Raw genomic sequence first — 20,136 nt, 5'->3', positions numbered from 1 at the left:
CGGCGCGCTCCCTTGGGCCAACAAACACCATCAACCTGCACGGGTTGATCAGGAGGCTCACCGGGACGTTTGGGGATGCCGAGCACAAGCTCGCAGAGGGCACGGACGAACGTCCGGCCTGCTTGGCAACCCCGCGGTCATGGCCCTTGCGGGCTGTAGATCGGTGGCTTTGCGTCCCTGGCTTTCGCACAGGTTTGCCCTAGTCAATTGAGTCTCAGCGTAGTACGTCGCTTTCATTCGCCAAGGCGAAAAAACGTGACACACCTCACACAAATACCGGAAATATCACCGGAACAACTTCGCAATATTCGTAGGCATATTCCGATGCAAAAGAGGGCGGAGCACTCCCCCTTCAGCTAGGATTTCACCCAGCGGCGCCCTACCGGCACGGGCCCGCCGAACCTCCACAACAGGCCGGAGCTCACTGCCCAGAGACGCCATGCTAGAGCGCCAGCGGTTCCAGAACATCCTCAGCCTGGGCCTGCCGATCATCGGCGGGATGCTCAGCCAGAGCCTGCTCAACCTGGTGGATGCGGCCATGGTCGGCCACCTGGGGGAAAAATCCCTGGCCGGGGTCGGCATCGGCAGCTACGCCAACTTCGTCGCCATTTCCCTGGTGATGGGCCTGGGTGCCGGCGTACAGGCGCTGGTGGCACGCCGACGGGGTGAAGGCCGCAGCGACGAGCTGGCCGCGCCGCTGAACTGCGGGCTGCTGGTGGCCCTGGGTCTGTCGCTGCCGATCACGCTGATCTGCCTGCTGTTCGCCGAACCCATCGTCCGCGCCTTGTCCAACGACCCCGAAGTGCTGGCGGTGGGCATCCCCTACTTCGAGTGGCGCGCGCTGTCGGTGCTCGCCGTAGGCCTGAACTTCTCCTTCCGCGGCTACTGGAATGGCACCCGGCGCTCGGGCATGTACATGCGCACGCTCGTGGTGATGCACCTGGCCAACGCGGCGATCAGCTACAGCTTGATCCACGGCCTGTTCGGCCTGCCGCAAATGGGCGCCGTGGGCAGCGGCCTGGGCACCACACTGGCGCTCTACATCGGCTCGCTGATCTACGCCTGGATCACCTGGCGCGACGCCCGTATCCAGGGTTTCCACCCGCGACTGCCAAGCGAACGGGACGTCCGCACCATGCTGCGCCTGTCGCTGCCCAACTCGCTGCAGCAGTTCTTCTTCGCTGCCGGCATCACCCTGCTGTTCTGGATCATCGCCCAGGTCGGCACCCGCGAACTGGCGGTAGCCCACGTACTGATCAACCTGGCGCTGTTCCTGATCCTGCCCGGCGTCGGCCTGGGGATGGCGGCGACCACCCTGGTCAGCCAGAGCATGGGCGAGCGTGATTTCGACAGCGCGCACCGCTGGGGCTGGGACGTGGTGAAAGTGGCGGCCTGCGGACTGGCGCTGCTGGGCGCTCCATTCTGGATTTTTCCCGAGGCCATCCTGCGGCTGTTCGTCAGCGATCCTGCGTTGATCGAACTGGGCCGCGTACCGCTGATGCTGACCGGCATGGGCATGGTGATCGACGCCACGGCGTTGGTGCTGACCCAGGCGCTGCTCGGCGCGGGTGCTGTGCGCACGGTGATGGCGGTCAGCCTGGGCAACCAGTGGCTGTTCTTCCTGCCGCTGGCCTACCTGGTCGGCCCGGTGCTGGGCGGCGGGTTGCTGGCAATCTGGAGCATGCAGATTCTGCAGCGCGGGCTCGCCTCGGCGATCTTCGCGGTGATGTGGCAGAAACGCCAGTGGACGCAAATCGAACTCTAGCGCTCACGCCCTCAGGAGCTAGGCTTGCAGGCAAAAGGAGGACGAACGATGGATGAGCAACAGAACAAGCCGCCGACCTTCTGGCAGATGCTGCACAGCGTGCTGGCAGCGGCCTTCGGCGTGCAGAGCGGGCGCAACCGCGCGCGCGACTTCACCCACGGCAAGCCCAGTCATTTCATCGCCATGGGCATTCTCTTCACGCTGGTCTTCGTGCTTCTGCTCTATGGGCTGGTGCAGTTGGTGCTGCATTTCGCCGGGCTGTAGAAAAGCAGGCTGAGAGATGAGGTACCGGGCGGGCCGCAGGACGGCCCGCCGGCACCGCTGTCACTGGTGGCTGACCCAGAACACAGCGGTCGCGACCACCAGCAGGATCAGGATGAATGCGGCGCGGGCATCGACGACGCTGTCGCTGGTCTTGTGGGACGTTTCTTCGCTCATGCTTCCCCCATCTTCTCGTTATTGGCTGAAGGACCACAGGCAAGAGTTAAGACCAGCTCCGCCCTCCCCTCAAGGCAGCTTTCCTTTCCGCCGGGCCGCCAAAGCCGTTAGTCTGCGGTTTCGACACGATCCCGTCACAAGAACAAGCAAGTGGATAAGGAAGGACCATGCACGTGGACTCACTGCAAGACACTGTCGCGCCGGAAGGCGTCTGCTACGGCTGCGGCGGCAGCAACCCACACGGACTGCACATCAAGAGCCGCTGGCACGAGGACGGCGTCCACGTCGTCGCCGAGCACCTGCCCGACGCCAAGTACTGCGGCTGGCCGGAACTGGTCTACGGCGGCCTGATCGCCATGCTGGTGGACTGCCATTCCAACTGGACCGCGATGGCCTACCACTATCGCGCCGAAGGCCGCGAGCCAGGCAGCCTGCCGCGCATCGATTGCGTCACCGGCAACCTGGGCGTGAAGTACATCAAGCCGACGCCCATGGGCGTGCCGCTGACCCTCAAGGCCTACGTCGAAGGCGACGTCGGCCGCAAGAGCCGGATCATCTGCGAAGTCTATGCCGGCGACGTGCTGACTTGCGTCGGCGATTCGATCTTCGTCCGCGTCGACACCTCACAACTGCGCGATGCCGCCCACGGGCGCGAGGCCTGATCGACTCCTGTTGCGCCGCCGCCAATCCACAGGCGAAGCGGCGCAAGCGCAGCGCAGGCGCCCCGTTTCAAGCCCCCGTCCCGCCTGCGCTTCAAGCCTGGCGCGGCTTAGATCTGAAAGTTCTCGCCATATACTCAAACATCACTTTTGCGCATATTCCCGAACTGGTATCGTGCGCCCCACTCCGCGTGGAGCGCGTTGCCGTGCGCGCTAGGAAACGCAGTACGCCCTGAGCGCTATAGCCTGACAGCAGGATGATTCATGTACGTATATGACGAATACGATCAAAGGATCGTAGAGGATCGCGTCAAGCAGTTCCGCGATCAGACCCACCGTTACCTGGCGGGCGAACTGACCGGCGAGGAATTCCGCCCGCTGCGTCTGCAGAATGGCCTGTACATCCAGCGCTATGCGCCCATGCTGCGGGTAGCTGTGCCGTACGGCCTGCTGTCCTCGACGCAGGTTCGCAAGCTGGCGCAGATCGCCCGCGATTACGACAAGGGCTACGCGCACATCAGCACCCGCCAGAACGTCCAGTACAACTGGCCGGAACTGGAAGACGTGCCGGAAATCCTTGCCGAACTGGCCACCGTGCAGATGCACGCGATCCAGACCAGCGGCAACTGCATCCGCAACACCACCACCGACCAGTTCGCCGGGGTCGCCCGTGACGAACTCGTTGACCCGCGCCCCTGGTGCGAGATCATCCGTCAGTGGTCGACCTTCCACCCCGAATTCGCCCACCTGCCGCGCAAGTTCAAGATCGCCGTCAACGGCGCCGTGAGCGACCGTGCCGCCATCGAAGTGCACGACATCGGCCTGGAAGCGGTGCAGAACGAAGCTGGCGAGCTGGGCTTCCGCGTCTCCGTCGGCGGCGGCCTGGGCCGTACTCCGATCGTCGGCAGCTTCATCAATGAATTCCTGCCGTGGCAGCACCTGCTGTCGTACCTGGACGCCATCCTGCGCGTATACAACCGCTATGGCCGTCGGGACAACAAGTACAAGGCGCGCATCAAGATCCTGGTTAAAGCGCTGACTCCGGAAGTCTTCGCCCAGAGGGTCGATGCCGAGTGGGCGAACCTGAAGGACGGCCCCAGCACCCTGACCGACGCCGAGTTGCAGCGCGTAGCCGCTCACTTCGTCGATCCGGCCTACCAGGCCCTGGAAGACCAGGATGCCGCCCTCGCCCAGCTGGACGCCGAGAACCCCGGCTTCGCCCGCTGGCGCACCCGCAACACCTTCGCCCACAAGAAGCCCGGCTACGTCGCCGTGACCCTGTCGCTCAAGCCTACCGGCGTAGCGCCTGGCGACATCACCGACAAGCAGCTGGACGTGGTCGCCGACCTGGCCGACCGCTACAGCTTCGGCGAAGTACGCAACAGCCATAACCAGAACATCATCCTCGCCGATGTCGAGCAGGCGCAGTTGTTCACCCTCTGGGGCGAACTGCGCGAGAACGGTTTCGCTACCCCGAACGTGGGCCTGCTGACCGACCTCATCTGCTGCCCGGGCGGTGATTTCTGCTCCCTGGCCAACGCCAAGTCGATCCCGGTGGCCGAAGCCATCCAGCGTCGCTTCGACGACCTGGACTACCTGTTCGACATTGGCGACCTCGACCTGAACATCTCCGGTTGCATGAACGCCTGCGGCCACCACCACGTGGGCCACATCGGCATCCTCGGCGTGGACAAGAAGGGTGAGGAGTTCTACCAGGTCTCCCTCGGCGGCAGCGCCAGCCGCGAGGCGAGCCTTGCGCAGATCCTCGGCCCGTCGTTCGCCCAGGAGCAGATGGCCGACGTGATCGAGAAGATCATCAACGTCTACGTGGAACAGCGCACCGAAGAGGAACGTTTCCTCGATACCTACCGTCGCATCGGCATCGATCCCTTCAAGGAGCGCGTATATGCAGCGAATCATTAAGAACCGCGAGGTCGTCGACGACCGCTGGCACCTGCTGCCCAAGGACGCGACCCTCGAGACCGTGCCCAACTGCGACGACGTGATCATCCCGCTGAACCTGTGGCTGGAACACGGCCCTGCGCTGCGCGGCCGTGATGGCGGCCTGGGCGTGTGGCTGGATGCGGACGAAGAGCCCGAGGCCATCGCCGGTGATATGGACAAGTTCCAGGTGATCGCCGTGAACTTCCCGGCTTTCACCGACGGCCGCGGCTTCAGCACCGCGCGCCTGCTGCGCGAGCGCTTCGGCTACAAGGGCGAGGTACGCGCCATCGGCGACGTGCTGCGTGACCAGTTGTTCTTCATGCAGAGCTGCGGTTTCGACGCCTACGCCATCCGCGCCGACCGCGATCCGCAAGCGGCGCTGGCTGGCCTGGACGACTTCTCCGAGGTCTACCAGACCTCGGTGACCCAGCCGCAACCGCTGTTCCGTCGCCGCCAGCTCGCCTGATCCGGCCGATATGAAAAAGCCCCGCATCGCGGGGCTTTTTCTTTGGCTTTTCGTAGGAGCGAGCTTGCTCGCGAACAGAGTTACCTGCGGCCTCGGAGTCAAGCGGGTTCGCGAGCAAGCTCGCTCCTACATAGTGCAGCCCAGCGCGACGGATCAGGCCCGCACACTCTCCCAGGCAATCTGCGCCAACTGATCCCGGCAATCGATCAGGTCCACCTTCGTCCGCCCGGCCAGCCAATTGCGCGCGTAGTCCTGGCTCGGACCAATCACCACCGAATTGAACAATTCCGGCGCGAGCGCCTTGAATGCGCCAGCCTTGCGGTGCTCGGAAAGCAGCCCGGCGATGCGCCGCCCCTGCTCGCGGTTGGCCTCGCGCAACGCCTCGCCCACCTCTCCCGCCTCGACACGACCACGACTGTGCAGGATGAAACGTGCCCAGTCCGGGTTGGCCGCCACCCAATCGACGTAGCAGGTGACGAACAGCTTCACGCAGGCCTCGGCGCTCATGCCCTCCTCGATCCCAGCGTCCAGCAGCGCCGCGTACTGGCCAACGCCCGTGAGGTACAGCGCGCCGATGATCCGTTCCTTGTTGCCGTAATGGTGGTAGAGGCTGCCGATGCTGGCGCCGGAGCGATCGCGGATCATCTCGATGGTGGTGGCGTCCACGCCGGATTCACTGAAGCAGGCCAGCGCAGCCTGGAGGATGTCGTCTTTGCGGGAAGGTCGGGCCATGGGGTTCCTGTTGGAAAAGCCGTTCGAACATAATTCTAGAATATTTTTCTAGAATTAATTTCTAGTCTTCGTATACTGCCTGGGCGCGCATCCATCTTCAATCCGCTTTTCCCCGGAGTTGCCATGAGTCAGATGATGCAAATGTACCAGCAGGCCGGCCCCGCGCAGTTCAGCGCCATGATCGGCCAGGTCGCCCCCTACTTCGCCAGCATCGCCCCGCAGTTCGTCGAACTGCGCCCAGGCTACGCGGAAGTGACCTTCCCCAAGCGCCGCGAAGTGCTCAACCACATCGGCACCGTGCACGCCATCGCCCTGTGCAATGCCGCCGAGCTGGCTGCCGGGACCATGACTGACGTATCCATCCCCAAGGGTCGCCGCTGGATTCCCCGCGGCATGACCGTGGAGTACCTGGCCAAGGCCGAGGGTGACGTCCGTGCCGTAGCCGATGGCCGCGCGATCGACTGGACCCAGGAGGGCGACGTCATCGTCCCAGTGCTCGCCTACGTTGGCGAGAAGAAGGTCTTCCGCGCCGACATCACCATGTACATCAGCCAGGCCTGAGGGACCGCGCCATGATCACACCGCTCCCCCGCCCACTGGACAACGGCAACGGCCACAGCCTCTCCAGCCACTGGTACTACCCGCCCGGCGAAGCCCGCGGAGCGGTGCTGATCGTCCCCGCGATGGGCGTCGAGCAGCGCTTCTACACAGCCTTCGCCAACTGGCTGGCCGCGCGCGGCTACCTGACCGTGACTTTCGACTACGCAGGCATGGGCAAGTCCCGAACCGGCCATCTGCGCGACCTGGATATCGACATCCTGGCCTGGGGCAACCACGACTGCAGCGCGATGCTCGACGCGGTGGCCGAGGCCGCCGGCGACCTGCCGGTGTTCTGGATCGGTCACAGCCTGGGCGGGCAGATACTGCCCTTCGTGCGTGGCACCGAGCGCATCCACCGCGCCTTCACCATCGCCACCGGCAGCGGCTACTGGCGTGAGAACACCAAGGGACTGCGGCACAAGGCCTGGCTGCTCTGGTATCTGCTGGCGCCGACGATCACGCCACTGCTGGGCTACTTCCCGGGCAAACGCCTGGGCGTGGTCGGCGACCTGCCGCGCGGAGTGATCGAGCAATGGCGCCGCTGGTGCCTGAACCCCGAGTACTCGGTGGGCGCGGAAGGCGGCGCGGTGCGCGAGGCCTATTCATCGGTCAGCACGCCCATCACCTCCATCTCGTTCACCGACGACGAGATGATGTCCGGGCGCAACACCGAATCGCTGCACGGCTTCTACCGGAGTTCGCCGAAAACGCTGAAGAGAGTCGCGCCGGAAGACATCGGCGTGAAGCGCATCGGCCATTTCGGCTTCTTCCGTAGCCAGTTTGCCGATTCATTGTGGGCGGATTACCTGCTGCCGGACCTGGGGTGACCCCCAGGCCCAGCCAGGGCATCAATCGAGGGTCACCAGCACCCGCCCAACCAGCTTGCCGGCCAGAATCTGGTGAATGGCGGCCGGCAGGTCGTCGAGCTTGACCTCGCGCACTGCCGCTTCGAGGTTGTCGAGCTTCCATTGCAGGGACAGCTTGTCCCACATGGAAGCCTTGACCACCAGCGGCAGTTCCACCGAGTCCACGCCCAGCAGGTTCACGCCGCGCAGGATGAAGGGCAGCACGGTGGCCTTGAAGGCGGCACCCGCGGTCAGGCCGCAGCAGGCGACGCTGCCGCCGTACTGCAGCGACTTGACCACGTTGAACAGGATGTCGCCGCCCACGGTGTCCACCGCACCGGCCCACTGCTCGCGCAGCAGCGGCTTGTCGACGCCATCGGAGACGGTGGCGCGGTCGAGGATCTGCCGCGCGCCGAGACGGTTCAGCAGCTCGGCCTGCTCCAGCTTGCCGGTGGCGGCAGCTACGGTGTAGCCCAGTTGCGCCAGCAGCATCACCGCGATGCTGCCCACGCCACCGGTGGCTCCAGTGACCAGGATCGGCCCGGCGGACGGCGTGACGCCGGCGCGCTCCAGCTTGTCAACGCACAGCGCGGCGGTCAGGCCGGCGGTACCGAGGATCATCGATTCGCGCAGCGAAAGGCCCTGTGGGCGCTTGATCAGCCAGGCCGCGGGTACGCGGATGTACTGGCCGAAACCGCCCGGCGTGTTCATGCCCAGGTCGTAGCCGGTGACGATGACTTCATCGCCCACAGCGAATTCGCCCACGGAGGATTCTTCCACCACACCAGCGGCATCGATGCCGGGCGTGTGCGGGTATTTGCGGGTGACGCCGCGGTTACCGCTGGCAGACAGCGCATCCTTGTAGTTGAGCGAGGAATACTTCACCCGTACCAGCACTTCACCCGCCGGCAGATCGGCAACCTGCCGCTCGGCCACCTGCAGGTCATACACGCCATGCGCGCTCTCCGTGACCCACAACGCCTTGAATGCACTCATCTCGACCCTCCTCTTTCGAATTCGATAAACGGGCGCGATCCCGGCGCCCGACGCACAATCATTGCCAGAAGAGTCACTGCCAGAAGCGGCTGCGACCCAGGCGGTCCCACCAGGTCACCAGTACGCGATCGATCACGCCGCTGACGCCGACGCCGAAGCGCTCCTGGATGGACTTCTTCTGCACGTAGCTGAGCTGGTAGACATCCGCCTCGCGGGCACGTTCGGCCAGGTATTCGTCACTGGTCTTGAGTTCGTCGACCAGTTTCTTGCCCAGCGCCGCCTGGCCCAGCCAGACCTCGCCGGTGGCAATTTCGTCGATGGCCAGCTGCGGGCGGTAGTGGACGACGAAGCGCTTGAACAGCTCGTGGGTGGTTTCCAGGTCTTCCTGGAACTTCTCCCGACCCTTCTCGGTGTTCTCGCCGAATACGGTCAGGGTGCGCTTGTACTCGCCGGCAGTGAGCACCTCGAAATCGATGTCGTGCTTCTTCAGCAGGCGGTTGACGTTGGGCAACTGCGCCACCACGCCAATGGAACCGAGAATGGCGAAGGGCGCGGAGAGGATGCGCTCGCCGATACAGGCCATCATGTAGCCGCCGCTGGCGGCGACCTTGTCGACGCAGACGGTCAGCGGTACGCCAGCCTGGCGAATGCGCGCCAGCTGGGACGCGGCCAGGCCATAGCCGTGGACCATCCCGCCGCCGCTTTCCAGGCGCAGCACCACTTCGTCGCGCGGGGTCGCGAGGGTCAGCAGTGCGGTGACTTCATGACGCAGCTGCTCGGTGGCCGAAGCCTTGATGTCGCCGTCGAAATCGAGCACGTAGACGCGATTCTTCTCGCCGCCCTTCTTCTTTTTCGCGTCCTTCAGCGTTTTCGCCTCGGACTTGCGCAGGGCCTTGAGCTTGGCTTTCTCCAGCACGCTGTGCTGCAGGCGCTCGCGCAGTTCTTTGTAGAAGTCGTTGAGCTTGTGCACCTCCAGGTGTCCGCTGCCGCCACGACGGCCACGGCCGCGCAATGCGGCGATCACCACCAGGACGATGACGATGGCCACCACCACGGTGAAGGTCTTGGCCAGGAAACCCGCGTAATCCGCTAGAAACTCCACTCACATCCCCTTTTACAATTCTGTTCGCGCACGCGTGACAAGCGCAGTGAATCCCGCAAGCATACCCACGCCGCAGGCCCGCCACCAGCGCTGGCAAACCGCTGTATCAGTCCAGCGAATGCCATTCAAACAAGCGTATGTTTTTTCGTTGACAGCCCCAGGTGATCCTCATAACCTCGCCGGAACTTTCAGCCCTGCCGGGATACTGCGCGTGGGAAGCATCTACCTGATTCGACATGGCCAGGCTTCATTCGGTGCCGACGACTACGATGTGCTCTCGGCCACCGGAGTGCGCCAGGCGGAAATCCTCGGCGAACACCTAGCCAGCCTCGGCCTGCGCTTCGACCGCTGTGTTGCCGGCGACCTGCGCCGCCAGCGCCACACCGCCGAAGCGGTGATGGGTCGGCTGAACGAAGCCGGGATCGCCACCCCGACTCTGGAAATCGATTCCGCTTTCAACGAATTCGAAGCCGACGCGGTGATCCGCGCGCACCTGCCGGATCTGCTGGAGATCGAACCGCAGGCGCTGCACATCCTGCGCAACGCCGCCGACCACCGCGCCGAGTTCCAGCGCCTGTTCTCCACCGTGATCGCCCGCTGGGTTTCCGGCGAGCACGACAAGGACGGCCTGGTCAGCTGGGCCGAGTTCCTCGACACCGTGCACGGCGGCCTCAAGCGCCTGCTGGAGTCCGCCAGCGGCAAGGACAACATCGGCGTGTTTACCTCCGGCGGCACCATCACCGCGGTGCTCCAGCAGGTGACCGGCATTCCGGCGCTGAACGCCTTCGAGCTCAACTGGCAGATCGTCAACACTTCGCTCAACCGCCTGAAGTTCCGCGGCAGCGAAGTGGCCCTGGCTTCCTTCAACAGTCACGTGCATCTGGAACTGTTGAGGGCGCCGGAACTCATCACCTATCGTTGAGTACCGGCCCAATGCGGCGCCGAGCGCCGCGCGAGAAAACCTAGAAAAGGAATAGAACCATGAGTGTTGCTGACATCGTTTCCACCATGAAGAGCAAGTTCAACGCCAGCGCGGCCGCCGGCCTGGATCTGGTGTTCCAGTTCAACATCGAAGACGGCGACAACCACTACCTGGTCGTCAAGGATGGCACCTGCGAAGTCGTACAGGGCGACGCCGAGTCCCCCAACGTCACCCTGATCATGGACAGCGAGACCCTCAAGGGCATCACCAGCGGCGAAACCGACGGCATGCAAGCCTTCATGGCTGGCAAGCTGCGCGCCGAAGGCGACATGATGCTGGCGATGAAGCTGGGCGAACTGTTCCCGGTCTGATCCGAGAAAGCCTGCCCGCGCAGCACGAAAAACCGGAGTCCATGGCTCCGGTTTTTTTATGCTCGCGCGCCGCTGCAAGGCTCGGATCAGGCAGCCTGATCGGGGTCCAACACGAACGCCAATAACGGCTTTGCGTGCTTGTGACGGATCAGGCCGGACATTAGATTAGCCAATGATCACCCGGCGCCATCATTGCTTTGCCTGATCCTGCCACGACTCATCAGGCACCAGCAGAGGCCGCCTTGCGCGCCATCCTTGCCCGCCGCCTTCGCTGCGGTGCGATGACCAGTACAAGCCAAGTACAAGAAGGGACCAGCATGTCGTTGACCGACCAGACCATCCGCTCCCGCGAAGGTGAAGAACTCGATGCCGCCGTGATCGACGGCTACCTCAAGGACCACATCCCCGGCCTGCAGGGTCAGCCGCGCATCAGCCAGTTCCCCGGCGGCGCCTCGAACCTGACCTATCTGATCCAGTACGACAACCAGGAACTGGTCCTACGCCGCCCGCCTTTCGGCAAGAAGGCCAAGTCCGCCCACGACATGGGCCGCGAATTCCGCATCCTGAACCAGCTCAAGGATGGCTTCCCCTACTGCCCCAAGGCGTACGCCTACTGCACCGACGAATCGGTGATTGGCGCCGAGTTCTACGTCATGGAGCGGGTCAACGGCATCATCCTGCGCAGCGACCTGCCCAAGGAACTGAATCTCGACGCCGAGAAGACCACCGCCCTGTGCAAGAGCTTCATCGACAAGTTCGTCGACCTGCACAACGTCGACTACAACGCCTGCGGCCTGGGTGACCTGGGCAAGCCCGAAGGCTACGTGCAGCGCCAGATCGGCGGCTGGATCGATCGCTACGAGAAGTCCCTGACCCCCGACGCACCGGCCTGGGAACAGGTGAAAGTGTGGCTGCGCGAGAAGATGCCGGCCGATCATCACAAGCCGGGCATCGTCCACAACGACTACCGCTTCGACAACGTCATCCTCGACCCGAACAATCCGATGCAGATCATCGGCGTGCTCGACTGGGAGATGACCACCATTGGCGATCCGCTGATGGACCTGGGCAACACCCTCGCCTACTGGATCGAAGCGGGCGATCCGCAGCCGATGCAGATGCTGCGCCGCCAGCCCAGCCACGAGCCGGGCATGCTGACCCGCCAGCAGTTCGCCGACTACTACGCCGAGCGCGCCGGCATCCAGATCGACAACCTGGATTACTACTACACCTACGGCCTGTTCCGCCTGGCCGGCATCATGCAGCAGATCTACTACCGCTTCTTCCACGGCCAGACCCAGGACAAACGCTTCGCCACCTTCATCCACGCCAACAAGCTGCTGGAACAGGTGAGCCTGCAGGTCATCGGCAAGTCCCGCCTGTAAGAGTCGACTGTCGACCTGGCGAGCTAGAGCCGTACAAGGCGGAAGCCGGACGAAGAGCGGAGTTTACCGATTGTAAATGAGCATCTGAGTCCGGCTTCCAACGCAGTACGGCCGACGCGCAGCCGGTCGCCAGCCGACTCTTGCGGCCCAAAACAAGGAGAATTTCCATGTCCAAGACCCAACTGTTCGACCTCGACGGCAAGATTGCCTTCGTCTCCGGCGCCAGCCGCGGCATCGGCGAGGCCATCGCCAAACTGCTGGCCCAACAGGGCGCCCACGTGATCGTTTCCAGCCGCAAGATCGATGGCTGCCAAGCCGTGGCCGACGAGATCGTCGCCGCCGGCGGCAAGGCCACTGCGATTGCCTGCCACATCGGTGAAATGGAGCAGATCCAGGCCGTCTTCGCACAGATCCGCGAGCAGTTCGGCCGCCTGGACATTCTGGTCAACAACGCCGCTACCAACCCGCAGTTCTGCAACGTGCTGGACACCGACCTGTCGGCCTTCCAGAAGACCGTCGACGTGAACATCCGCGGCTACTACTTCATGTCCATCGAAGGCGGCAAGCTGATGAAGGCCAACGGTGGCGGCAGCATCATCAACGTCGCCTCGGTAAACGGCGTCACCCCGGGCGAGTTCCAGGGCATCTACTCGGTGACCAAGGCCGCGGTGATCAGCATGACCAAGGTCTTTGCCAAGGAATGCGCGCAGTTCAACATCCGCTGCAACGCCCTGCTGCCGGGCCTGACCGATACCAAGTTCGCCTCCGCACTGGTCAGCAACGACGCCATCCGCAACGTTGCCCTGCAGCGCATCCCGCTCAAGCGCGTGGCCGACCCGAGCGAAATGGCCGGTGCTGTGCTGTACCTCGCCAGCGATGCCTCCAGCTACACCACCGGCGTAACGCTGAACGTAGACGGCGGTTTCCTCGCCTAAGCGTTATCGCGGATACGAAAAAAGGGAGCCAATCGGCTCCCTTTTCTTTGGCGGCGATTGGGCTTTTCGTAGGAGCGAGCTTGCTCGCGAACCGCATCGCACCTTGAGTCTCCAGCGTGAAGCGGGGTCGCGAGCAAGCTCGCTCCTACAAGGTCACTGCCATTCCTTGAGGGCCTGGTTCGCCGCCGCATTCATCGGCTCGGCCGTCAGTCCGCTGGCACCATAGCGCACGGCAAACACCGCCTGATCGGCCATCGGCAGGTAGTTCACCCGCCCCGCCTTCGGCACGAAGGTCAGCAGATCATGCTGGCCATCGCGCAGCCAGCGCCAGAGATCGACTACCGGCGCGTCGGAAACCAGCGACACCTTGCGCCCGAGGGCCTGCTGCTCAACCGCCAGGAAGCGACCAGAAAGGTCCTGCAAACGATAACCCGGCGCCATGCCGATCAACCGCGCCAGGCCTTTCCAGTCCAGTACCCGCGCGTCCAGTTGCCAGAGATCCCCGGCCAGTTCCACGCGACGCTCGTCATTCCCCTGCAGCAGCGTCACCTCATAACGCTGCTCGGCAACCTTGTGGAAGCTCAGCGTCGCCAGTGGGCGTTCCGCCGGCAACGGGTCGTAGCTACGCAGGTCCCATGCCACCAACGCTACCAGCGCGGCGATGGCCACGAACAGCATTCCCGCCGTTCCCCGCAGCCAGCCGAGGAACCAGTGACGGTCGAACAGAATGCGGGCGGCTACCATCAGGGCCAACAGCGCCATGAAGGCTACGACCCAGGCCAGACCGTCGTACTGCATCGAATGATTTCCTTCCTCGTAGAATTGCCGGCATTATGCGCACCGCATCCCTGCGCGGCCAGCCAGACCGTCGCAGCTTTCGGGCCCGTTAACGTTTCCTATGCCACCCGCTCTTTACAAAAGAGTGGCTGGACGGGCCCCTGATCAAGGCCAACCCCATGCCCTTCGAACTCGTCGTAGACCCGACCACCCTCGTCATTCTCGCCGGCGTCGCCTTCCTCGCCGGCTTCATCGACGCCATTGCCGGCGGCGGTGGCCTGCTGACCATTCCTGCCCTGCTCACCGCCGGCGTCCCGCCGCATCTGGCGCTGGGCACCAACAAGCTGAGCTCGACCTTCGGCGCCGCCGTGGCCAGCTACACCTTCTACCGGCGCAAGCTTTTCCAGCCGCGCCAGTGGCGCAAAGGCCTGATCGCCACCGCCATTGGCGCCGCGCTGGGCGCCTGGGCCGCGCACCTGATGCCGGCGGAGTGGCTCAATCGCATGCTGCCGGTGGTGGTGTTCGGCTGCGGACTGTACCTGCTGTTCGGCAAGACCCCCGAGGCGCCGCTGGACGCCAACCCACGCATCGCCCAGCGCCGCCAGTGGCCGCAGGGCCTCGGCCTGGGCTTCTACGATGGCGTGGCCGGCCCCGGGACTGGCGCCTTCTGGACCGTCAGCACCCTGCTGATGTACCCGCTGGACCTGGTACGCGCCAGCGGCGTGGCGCGCAGCATGAACTTCGTCAGCAACATCGTCGCGCTGGCGGTGTTCATCGCCTCGGGTCAGGTGGTGTGGCTGATGGGCCTGTGCATGGGCAGTTCGCTGATGATCGGTGCCTACTTCGGCGCGCGCACGGCGATTGGCGGCGGCGCCAAGTTCATCCGTCCGGTGTTCATCCTGGTGGTGCTCGCCTTGACCGTGCGCCTGGCCTGGCAGCACTGGTTTACCGCCGCAGCCTGAGAACCCGGTTACGATCTGCTGCGCGTCGGCAGAACGGCGTTAAAAACAGGCTCGGACTGCTCATTTACAGCACGTAAACTCTGCATCCTCGCCTGTTTTTGCCTTGTTCTGCGCTAGCTCGCGAGATCGTAACCAGGTTCTGCGACAGGCCGGAGCGGCGCCTGGACTCAGGCGCCGCCGGGCAGGATTGGATCGGGACGACCGGCGCGGCGCGCCAGGTAGACCTCGATCAGGTAACGGGCGATGGAGCGCTCGGCCGGCAGGCGCGGCAACTCGTCGACATGGAACCAGCGGGCATCCTCGATCTCGTCCGGCTGCATGACGATCTCGCCGCTGACGTACTCGGCGTGGTAGCCGAACATCAGCGAATGCGGGAACGGCCAGGGCTGGCTGCCCATGTAGCGGATATTGCCGATCTCCACGCCCACCTCTTCGCGCACTTCGCGCGCGACACAGTGCTCCACCGACTCGCCCGGCTCGACGAAGCCGGCCAGGGTGCTGTACATCCCCGGCACGAAGCGCGGCGAACGCGCCAGCAGCACTTCATCGCCACGGGTCACCAGCACGATCATGCTCGGCGACAGCAACGGGTAGCGCTGGATGCCACAGCTCTCGCAGTGCATGGCGCGGTCGCGAGGCAGGCGCTGGCTGGGCTGGCCGCAGCTGCCGCAGAAGCGGTTCTGCCGCCACCAGATACCGATCTGGCTGGCAAAGCCGAGCATGGCGAAGATGTCTTCCTCGGCCTGCATCATGAACTGGCGCAGGCCGATCCAGCTGGCCCCCTCCAGCGGGTCGGTACGGTCGATTTCCAGCAGGTACACCGGCTCGCCGTCGAACTGGCCGACAGCGTGCTCGGAGAGTACGGAAAGATCCTGGCGCTTGAGCCAGTCACGGGGGAACAGCACGCCGTTGCTGTCGGCGAGGAACTGCTGCTGGCAATGGGCAAGCGCCCATCCACCCGTCGCCGCCACCTCGAACATCGAGGATTCCCAGCGCCCGGTACGCATCAGGCTGCCACCGTCAGGCCCAGGGCCTTGACGCTCTCGCTGGCGACGTCCAGGACGTCGGGTTGGCCTTCAGGCCGCATCATGGCTCCACCCTCCAGGTAGTACTCCAGGCCGGTCAGCGCATCCGCCAGGGTTTCCAGCATCTGCTCGGACGGCATCTGGGTCGTCTCGATCATCTGCCCCTGAATGTAATCGGCACAGGCGCCCACGAGCAATGCCGCGCGCTCCTGACCGAGGAACCACAGACCGCCGCGCACTGCCTGCAGGCTGATCGGCACGTTGGCCAGGTGCAGCTTGTCGCCATTGGATTCCAGGTACGCGGTGATCGCGCGCTTGGCCAGCGCCAGGCCCGCCTGGGCCTCGTCGATCACCACGATGCGTGCTTCGGCGAGTTGGTGGACGGCGAAGGAATCATCTTCGCCAACCGGCGTCGGACGCACGCTCATGCGCTCGCCCCGCTCCAGGTTGCCGACCATGCTCTCGACGTACAGCAGCGCATCGGCCAGGGAGTTCAGCGCGGCCGGATCGTCCACCGCACCCTTGGCGACCCAGCCGGCAACTACGCCGTGCTGGTGCTGCAACGAGGTTGCCGCGGAGTTCAGGCCGACCATGCTCAGGGTCTTGGCCAGCTTGCCCAACTGGGCGTGCAGGATGCCCAGCGCATCGGCCTGGGACACGCCGCGCTCGATCAGGTCGAGCTGGTCCTTCACCGCTGTGAGTTCCTCGCGGATCGCCACCGACAGCGAGCGCATCACCGACTTGCCAGGGCCGGACAGGCGTTGCGACTCGTCTTCGAGCAGGTGATCGGTGAACGGCAGCGGCGCCAGGCCGAACACCTGGCGCAGCTCGGTGGCGCGTACGCCGCTGGTGTCGGCCAGCGTGGTGAGATACAGCAGTTCCTTGAGCAACTGCCGCGGCGCTTCGTACTGCGGGTTGGCGATCAGTTGCTTGAGCTCGCGATCCAGGCGCGAGAACACCAGCTTGCGCGTCTTGCGTGGCAGCATCTGCGCGTCGACCAGCGCTTCCAGCGCGCCAGCGCCGACCCAGCACAGGCGGGTGCGCGCCGCACTGCCCAGCAGTACGTCGAGCTTGCCCAGCGCACGGCCCATGAGCTTGAGGCTCGGGTAGAGATTCTGTTCGCGGATCAGCCCCACCAGGCCGACCTGGTACATCTGCCGCAGGCGGCGGACTTCACGGGCAGGGTCTTCCACCTGCGGCGCGGTGACGGCGCGCAGCGGGCGCGGCAGGTCCAGGCGCGCGCTGAAGAAGAAGCTCTCCGGCAGCGCAGGCTGGCCAGCAGCCTGGCGCACGTCGTTGATCGCCGGCAGCAGAAGCTCAGGGATTTCCTGGCGGTGCGCCTCGAGGTTTTCCAGGTAGCGGCGCAGCACGTAGAGCGCGTTGCCGAGCGCAGCCAACTGGCCGTCACGGTCTTCACTGACCCCGGTCGGGATGTCAGTGGCCAGGTCCAGCGCTTCCTGCGCCAGCAGTTCGGCGCCGGCCAGCTCGATGAGATTCAGCGTGCCGCGAATCTGGCTCAGGCAATCAACGGAGTGTTGCAGCAGGCTGCCGTTCTGGCGCTCGGCGATGAAGTGCTCGAGATTCTGCTCGGCCTCCTCCATCGTCGCGAACAGCTCGTCGCGGACCAGACTGAGGGACGTGGCTCCAGTAACCATCGGCCTAGTGCGCCTCCTGCGCGCAAGAAGAGTGGACGGACATCAATCGGCGAACTCGGGGGTCTTCTTGCTCATGTGCGCCATCATGGCAGCCTGCAGGTCAGCGGACTGCAGCATGGCGGCGTTCCAGGTGGCGATGTATTCCAGGCCGTCCTCGACACGGTGGTCGCGGGCGTAGCCGATCATTTCCTTGGTGCCGCGAATGGCGATCGGCGACTTGGCGGCGATCTGCCGGGCCAGCTCCATCACGCCGTCCTGCAGCGCGGAATGGTCGGCATAGACGCTGTTGACCAGGCCGATGCGCTGCGCTTCCTCGGCGTTGACGTTACGTCCGGTGTAGGCCAGTTCACGCATGATGCCATCGCCGATCAGGCGCGGCAGGCGCTGCAGGGTGCCGACATCGGCAGCCATGCCCATGTCGATTTCCTTGATGGAGAACTGCGCGTCCGCGCTGCAGTAGCGCATGTCGCAAGCGGAGATCAGGTCGATGCCGCCGCCGATGCAGTAGCCCTGGATCGCCGCGAGAACCGGCTTGCTGCACTTGTCCACGGCGTTGAAGGAGCCCTGCAGTTGCAGGATGGTCTTGCGCAGCGCGCGGGCGTTGCGGCCGACGTCCTTGCCCAGGTGGCTGGCGGCCTGGGCCAGCAGGGCGAGGTCGATACCGGCGGAGAAGTGCTTGCCGGCGCCGCTGAGAACGACGACGCGGACTTCATCCGTTTCATCGGCCCACTGGAAGATATCGATGATTTCTTTCCAGAAATCGGCATTCATCGCGTTGAGTTTTTCCGGACGATTGATCTGCACATGGGCGATCTTGTCCGCCAGTTCAACGCGGAAGGCTTTGTATTCGGTCACGGGAGATGTCCTCGGGAATGCCCTGCTTCTCGTCTGGGTGCGGCGCGCTGCCGCTGGAGCCCGGGCCAACAGTTCTTATGGGTGCCGCATACAGATTTTTGGCATCGCGCCACTATAACAAGGCAAGACCAAAAGTCGATGCCGCGGTCTGTGACACAGGCCACGGCATCGGTCGTGAATCCGCTCGCAATTCGCTCACCAACTGCTTGATCTGGCAGGAAGGTGGCCGCCGCGACAATCAGTCGCCGGCGGCCAGCGGCAGCCCCTGCGCGCGGTTGCGGTACTGGCGCCAGGTGTACATCGGGATGCCCGCCATGAACACCAGGAAGCCCCAGAAGATCGCCTGCTCGCCCGTGCCATAGAGCGCCCACAGCGAATAGAGGAAGCCCAGGCAACCGATGGCCAGCACCTGCGGGCGCGAACGCGGGGAGAAGGACTCGGGTTTGGTCGCCAGCAGTTGCAGCAGTGCGGCCGTGCAGAAGGCGTAAGGCACCACACCGGTCATGGTGCCGAGCAGGATGATGACGTTGAACACCTCCACCAGCTCACCATGGCCATCGACCATCACCAGTGCGGTCACCAGCAGCCCGGAGGACAGCAGGCCGTTGGCCGGCGCGCCATTCTTGTTGAGCTTGCCCAGGGACTCGGGGAACAGCCCGTCACGGGCCGGCGCCACCGGAATCTGGCCCTGCAGCAGCACCCAGCCGTTGAGCGCACCCAGGCAGGCGATCACCGCGCCGCCAGCCACCAGGTAGTAACCCCAGGTGCCCAGGAGGATGCGCGCAGCATCGGCGAAAGGCGAAGTGGACTTGGCCAGAACCTCCGGCGGCATCAGGCCCTGCACCGCAGTGATCGACAGGATGTACACCGCGGCAGCGGCCAGGGTGCCGAACAGCGTGGCGCGGGGAATGGTCTTCTTCGGGTCGCGCACATCGTCCGCCGGCACGGTGGCCGATTCCAGGCCGATAAAGGACCAGAGCGTCAGCGCAGCCGTGGTGGCGATGGCCTGGGCGTACCCCATGTTCGGCAGCTCGCTGGGCGCCGGAATGGTCAGGTAATCCGGATTGAAGTGGAACCAGCCGAGGATACCCACCAGCAGCAGTGGGATCAGCTTGAGCGCGGTCAGGCAGTTCTGCACCATGGCGAAGGCGGTGATGCCGCGCAGGTTGATCAGGGTGCACAGCCAGATGGCGCCAATGGCCGTGGCGACCATCAGCAACGGGTCGGCCAGCGCCGGGAGGAACACCCGCAGGTAGCCCACCAGCGTGACGGCGATGGCGGCGTTGCCGATCCACGCGGCTTTCCAGTAGGTCCAGGCACAGAGATAACCGGCGAAGCTGCCGAAGCCGTCGCGGGTATAGGCGTAGGGTCCGCCGGCACCGGGGTTGAGCCGCGCCAGCCGGGCGAAGGTGAAGGCCAGGATCACCGCTCCGGTGCTCGACACCAGCCAGCCGAACAGGCTGAGCCCACCAAACGCCGCCAGGCTCGACGGCAACAGGAAGACCCCTGACCCGACCATGTTGCCGACCACCAGCGCAGTGCAGCTCCAGAACCCCATGCTGCCCTTTTTCGCTTCCGCCATCTGCGCTCCTTAGAAGCCCGCGATCCGTATTTTCGTTTTATCGCCCTGCCCTTCGAGCTCTCTACCTGCAAAAAAAATCGCAGAGCGGCGATCTGTCCTACAGGGTAGACAGCGCCGGGC

The 20,136-nt window shown here is 64.5% G+C and carries 20 protein-coding genes and 1 riboswitch; of the genes, 12 read left to right on the top strand and 8 right to left on the bottom strand.

Annotated elements, in window-relative coordinates:
* Positions 1–121: 121 nt before the first annotated feature.
* A riboswitch (cyclic di-GMP riboswitch) is annotated at positions 122–209 on the bottom strand.
* 230 nt (positions 210–439) lie between these two features.
* The 5 genes from ACNFH5_RS13830 to ACNFH5_RS13810 all read left to right on the top strand — a co-directional run bounded on the left by ACNFH5_RS13830 (position 440) and on the right by ACNFH5_RS13810 (position 5,272).
* Complete coding sequence (locus ACNFH5_RS13830; protein ID WP_416746751.1) at positions 440–1,765, top strand: MATE family efflux transporter; 1,326 nt, start codon at positions 440–442, stop codon at positions 1,763–1,765.
* A gap of 48 nt (positions 1,766–1,813) precedes the next feature.
* A complete protein-coding gene (locus ACNFH5_RS13825; RefSeq protein ID WP_138525536.1) occupies positions 1,814–2,029 on the top strand; it encodes a DUF2970 domain-containing protein in 216 nt (71 codons plus the stop codon).
* Positions 2,030–2,370: 341 nt separating this feature from the next.
* Complete coding sequence (locus ACNFH5_RS13820; RefSeq protein WP_416746749.1) at positions 2,371–2,865, top strand: PaaI family thioesterase; 495 nt, start codon at positions 2,371–2,373, stop codon at positions 2,863–2,865.
* A 261-nt stretch (positions 2,866–3,126) separates the two neighbouring features.
* Positions 3,127–4,785 carry a nitrite/sulfite reductase gene (locus tag ACNFH5_RS13815; protein WP_416746747.1) on the top strand — a complete coding sequence of 553 codons (1,659 nt, stop codon included), beginning with the start codon at positions 3,127–3,129 and terminating at the stop codon, positions 4,783–4,785.
* Positions 4,769–5,272 (top strand): DUF934 domain-containing protein, encoded by a 504-nt coding sequence (locus ACNFH5_RS13810; protein ID WP_416746745.1) that lies wholly within the window; start codon positions 4,769–4,771, stop codon positions 5,270–5,272. The genes ACNFH5_RS13815 and ACNFH5_RS13810 overlap by 17 nt, the downstream gene beginning before the upstream one ends.
* 153 nt (positions 5,273–5,425) lie before the next feature.
* Here ACNFH5_RS13810 and ACNFH5_RS13805 read toward each other — a convergent pair whose 3' ends face one another.
* A complete protein-coding gene (locus tag ACNFH5_RS13805; RefSeq protein ID WP_416746743.1) occupies positions 5,426–6,004 on the bottom strand; it encodes a TetR/AcrR family transcriptional regulator in 579 nt (192 codons plus the stop codon).
* Positions 6,005–6,127: 123 nt separating this feature from the next.
* On the opposite strand from ACNFH5_RS13805, the gene ACNFH5_RS13800 reads away from it, so the two are divergent.
* Both ACNFH5_RS13800 and ACNFH5_RS13795 read left to right on the top strand, forming a co-directional pair.
* The gene (locus ACNFH5_RS13800) at positions 6,128–6,565 is read left to right on the top strand and encodes a hotdog fold domain-containing protein (protein WP_416746741.1); all 438 of its coding nucleotides are present in this window, start codon (positions 6,128–6,130) and stop codon (positions 6,563–6,565) included.
* A gap of 11 nt (positions 6,566–6,576) precedes the next feature.
* Positions 6,577–7,431 (top strand): alpha/beta fold hydrolase, encoded by an 855-nt coding sequence (locus ACNFH5_RS13795; RefSeq protein WP_416746739.1) that lies wholly within the window; start codon positions 6,577–6,579, stop codon positions 7,429–7,431.
* Between the two features lie 21 nt (positions 7,432–7,452).
* On the opposite strand, the gene ACNFH5_RS13790 is transcribed toward ACNFH5_RS13795, so the two are convergent.
* Both ACNFH5_RS13790 and sohB read right to left on the bottom strand, forming a co-directional pair.
* Complete coding sequence (locus ACNFH5_RS13790) at positions 7,453–8,445, bottom strand: YhdH/YhfP family quinone oxidoreductase (protein WP_081516545.1); 993 nt, start codon at positions 8,443–8,445, stop codon at positions 7,453–7,455.
* Between the two features lie 73 nt (positions 8,446–8,518).
* Positions 8,519–9,547, bottom strand: coding sequence for a protease SohB (gene sohB, locus ACNFH5_RS13785; protein ID WP_416746737.1), 1,029 nt, complete (start codon positions 9,545–9,547; stop codon positions 8,519–8,521).
* 211 nt (positions 9,548–9,758) lie between these two features.
* Here sohB and ACNFH5_RS13780 point away from each other — a divergent pair, with 211 nt between their 5' ends.
* The 4 genes from ACNFH5_RS13780 (at position 9,759) to ACNFH5_RS13765 (ending at position 13,160) form a co-directional block, all read left to right on the top strand.
* Entirely contained in the window at positions 9,759–10,469 is a 711-nt protein-coding gene (locus ACNFH5_RS13780) for a histidine phosphatase family protein (RefSeq protein WP_416746735.1), read from the top strand.
* A gap of 59 nt (positions 10,470–10,528) precedes the next feature.
* Positions 10,529–10,840, top strand: a complete 312-nt coding sequence (locus tag ACNFH5_RS13775) for an SCP2 sterol-binding domain-containing protein (protein WP_017519529.1) — start codon at positions 10,529–10,531, stop codon at positions 10,838–10,840.
* 317 nt (positions 10,841–11,157) lie between these two features.
* Entirely contained in the window at positions 11,158–12,225 is a 1,068-nt protein-coding gene (locus ACNFH5_RS13770; protein ID WP_416746733.1) for a phosphotransferase family protein, read from the top strand.
* A gap of 167 nt (positions 12,226–12,392) precedes the next feature.
* Positions 12,393–13,160, top strand: a complete 768-nt coding sequence (locus tag ACNFH5_RS13765; protein WP_024763300.1) for an SDR family oxidoreductase — start codon at positions 12,393–12,395, stop codon at positions 13,158–13,160.
* A 153-nt stretch (positions 13,161–13,313) separates the two neighbouring features.
* On the opposite strand, the gene ACNFH5_RS13760 is transcribed toward ACNFH5_RS13765, so the two are convergent.
* The gene (locus ACNFH5_RS13760) at positions 13,314–13,958 is read right to left on the bottom strand and encodes a hypothetical protein (RefSeq protein ID WP_416746731.1); all 645 of its coding nucleotides are present in this window, start codon (positions 13,956–13,958) and stop codon (positions 13,314–13,316) included.
* Between the two features lie 158 nt (positions 13,959–14,116).
* On the opposite strand from ACNFH5_RS13760, the gene ACNFH5_RS13755 reads away from it, so the two are divergent.
* Entirely contained in the window at positions 14,117–14,899 is a 783-nt protein-coding gene (locus ACNFH5_RS13755) for a TSUP family transporter (protein ID WP_192295440.1), read from the top strand.
* A gap of 167 nt (positions 14,900–15,066) precedes the next feature.
* Here the strand turns inward: ACNFH5_RS13755 and nudC are convergent, their stop codons facing one another.
* The 4 genes from nudC to ACNFH5_RS13735 all read right to left on the bottom strand — a co-directional run bounded on the left by nudC (position 15,067) and on the right by ACNFH5_RS13735 (position 20,016).
* Complete coding sequence (gene nudC / locus ACNFH5_RS13750) at positions 15,067–15,906, bottom strand: NAD(+) diphosphatase (protein WP_416746729.1); 840 nt, start codon at positions 15,904–15,906, stop codon at positions 15,067–15,069.
* Entirely contained in the window at positions 15,906–17,579 is a 1,674-nt protein-coding gene (locus ACNFH5_RS13745; protein WP_416746727.1) for a ferrous iron transporter B, read from the bottom strand. Before ACNFH5_RS13745 ends, nudC begins: the two co-directional genes overlap by 1 nt.
* 42 nt (positions 17,580–17,621) lie before the next feature.
* A complete protein-coding gene (locus ACNFH5_RS13740) occupies positions 17,622–18,434 on the bottom strand; it encodes a crotonase/enoyl-CoA hydratase family protein (protein ID WP_138216321.1) in 813 nt (270 codons plus the stop codon).
* Positions 18,435–18,672: 238 nt separating this feature from the next.
* The gene (locus ACNFH5_RS13735) at positions 18,673–20,016 is read right to left on the bottom strand and encodes an amino acid permease (protein ID WP_416746725.1); all 1,344 of its coding nucleotides are present in this window, start codon (positions 20,014–20,016) and stop codon (positions 18,673–18,675) included.
* Between the last annotated feature and the right edge of the window lie 120 nt (positions 20,017–20,136).

Origin of the sequence: Pseudomonas sp. NY15435 (genome assembly GCF_048068295.1) — a bacterium.
Taxonomy (GTDB): domain Bacteria; phylum Pseudomonadota; class Gammaproteobacteria; order Pseudomonadales; family Pseudomonadaceae; genus Pseudomonas.
This window is presented reverse-complemented; position numbering and strand designations above follow the sequence as displayed.

Coding starts and splice junctions, on each gene's coding strand:
- ACNFH5_RS13830 (WP_416746751.1), top strand. CDS start 440: ATGCTAGAGCGCCAGCGGTTCCAGAACATCCTCAGCCTGGGCCTGCCG.
- ACNFH5_RS13825 (WP_138525536.1), top strand. CDS start 1,814: ATGGATGAGCAACAGAACAAGCCGCCGACCTTCTGGCAGATGCTGCAC.
- ACNFH5_RS13820 (WP_416746749.1), top strand. CDS start 2,371: ATGCACGTGGACTCACTGCAAGACACTGTCGCGCCGGAAGGCGTCTGC.
- ACNFH5_RS13815 (WP_416746747.1), top strand. CDS start 3,127: ATGTACGTATATGACGAATACGATCAAAGGATCGTAGAGGATCGCGTC.
- ACNFH5_RS13810 (WP_416746745.1), top strand. CDS start 4,769: ATGCAGCGAATCATTAAGAACCGCGAGGTCGTCGACGACCGCTGGCAC.
- ACNFH5_RS13805 (WP_416746743.1), bottom strand. CDS start 6,004: ATGGCCCGACCTTCCCGCAAAGACGACATCCTCCAGGCTGCGCTGGCC.
- ACNFH5_RS13800 (WP_416746741.1), top strand. CDS start 6,128: ATGAGTCAGATGATGCAAATGTACCAGCAGGCCGGCCCCGCGCAGTTC.
- ACNFH5_RS13795 (WP_416746739.1), top strand. CDS start 6,577: ATGATCACACCGCTCCCCCGCCCACTGGACAACGGCAACGGCCACAGC.
- ACNFH5_RS13790 (WP_081516545.1), bottom strand. CDS start 8,445: ATGAGTGCATTCAAGGCGTTGTGGGTCACGGAGAGCGCGCATGGCGTG.
- ACNFH5_RS13775 (WP_017519529.1), top strand. CDS start 10,529: ATGAGTGTTGCTGACATCGTTTCCACCATGAAGAGCAAGTTCAACGCC.
- ACNFH5_RS13770 (WP_416746733.1), top strand. CDS start 11,158: ATGTCGTTGACCGACCAGACCATCCGCTCCCGCGAAGGTGAAGAACTC.
- ACNFH5_RS13765 (WP_024763300.1), top strand. CDS start 12,393: ATGTCCAAGACCCAACTGTTCGACCTCGACGGCAAGATTGCCTTCGTC.
- ACNFH5_RS13760 (WP_416746731.1), bottom strand. CDS start 13,958: ATGCAGTACGACGGTCTGGCCTGGGTCGTAGCCTTCATGGCGCTGTTG.
- ACNFH5_RS13755 (WP_192295440.1), top strand. CDS start 14,117: ATGCCCTTCGAACTCGTCGTAGACCCGACCACCCTCGTCATTCTCGCC.
- nudC (WP_416746729.1), bottom strand. CDS start 15,906: ATGCGTACCGGGCGCTGGGAATCCTCGATGTTCGAGGTGGCGGCGACG.
- ACNFH5_RS13745 (WP_416746727.1), bottom strand. CDS start 17,579: ATGGTTACTGGAGCCACGTCCCTCAGTCTGGTCCGCGACGAGCTGTTC.
- ACNFH5_RS13735 (WP_416746725.1), bottom strand. CDS start 20,016: ATGGCGGAAGCGAAAAAGGGCAGCATGGGGTTCTGGAGCTGCACTGCG.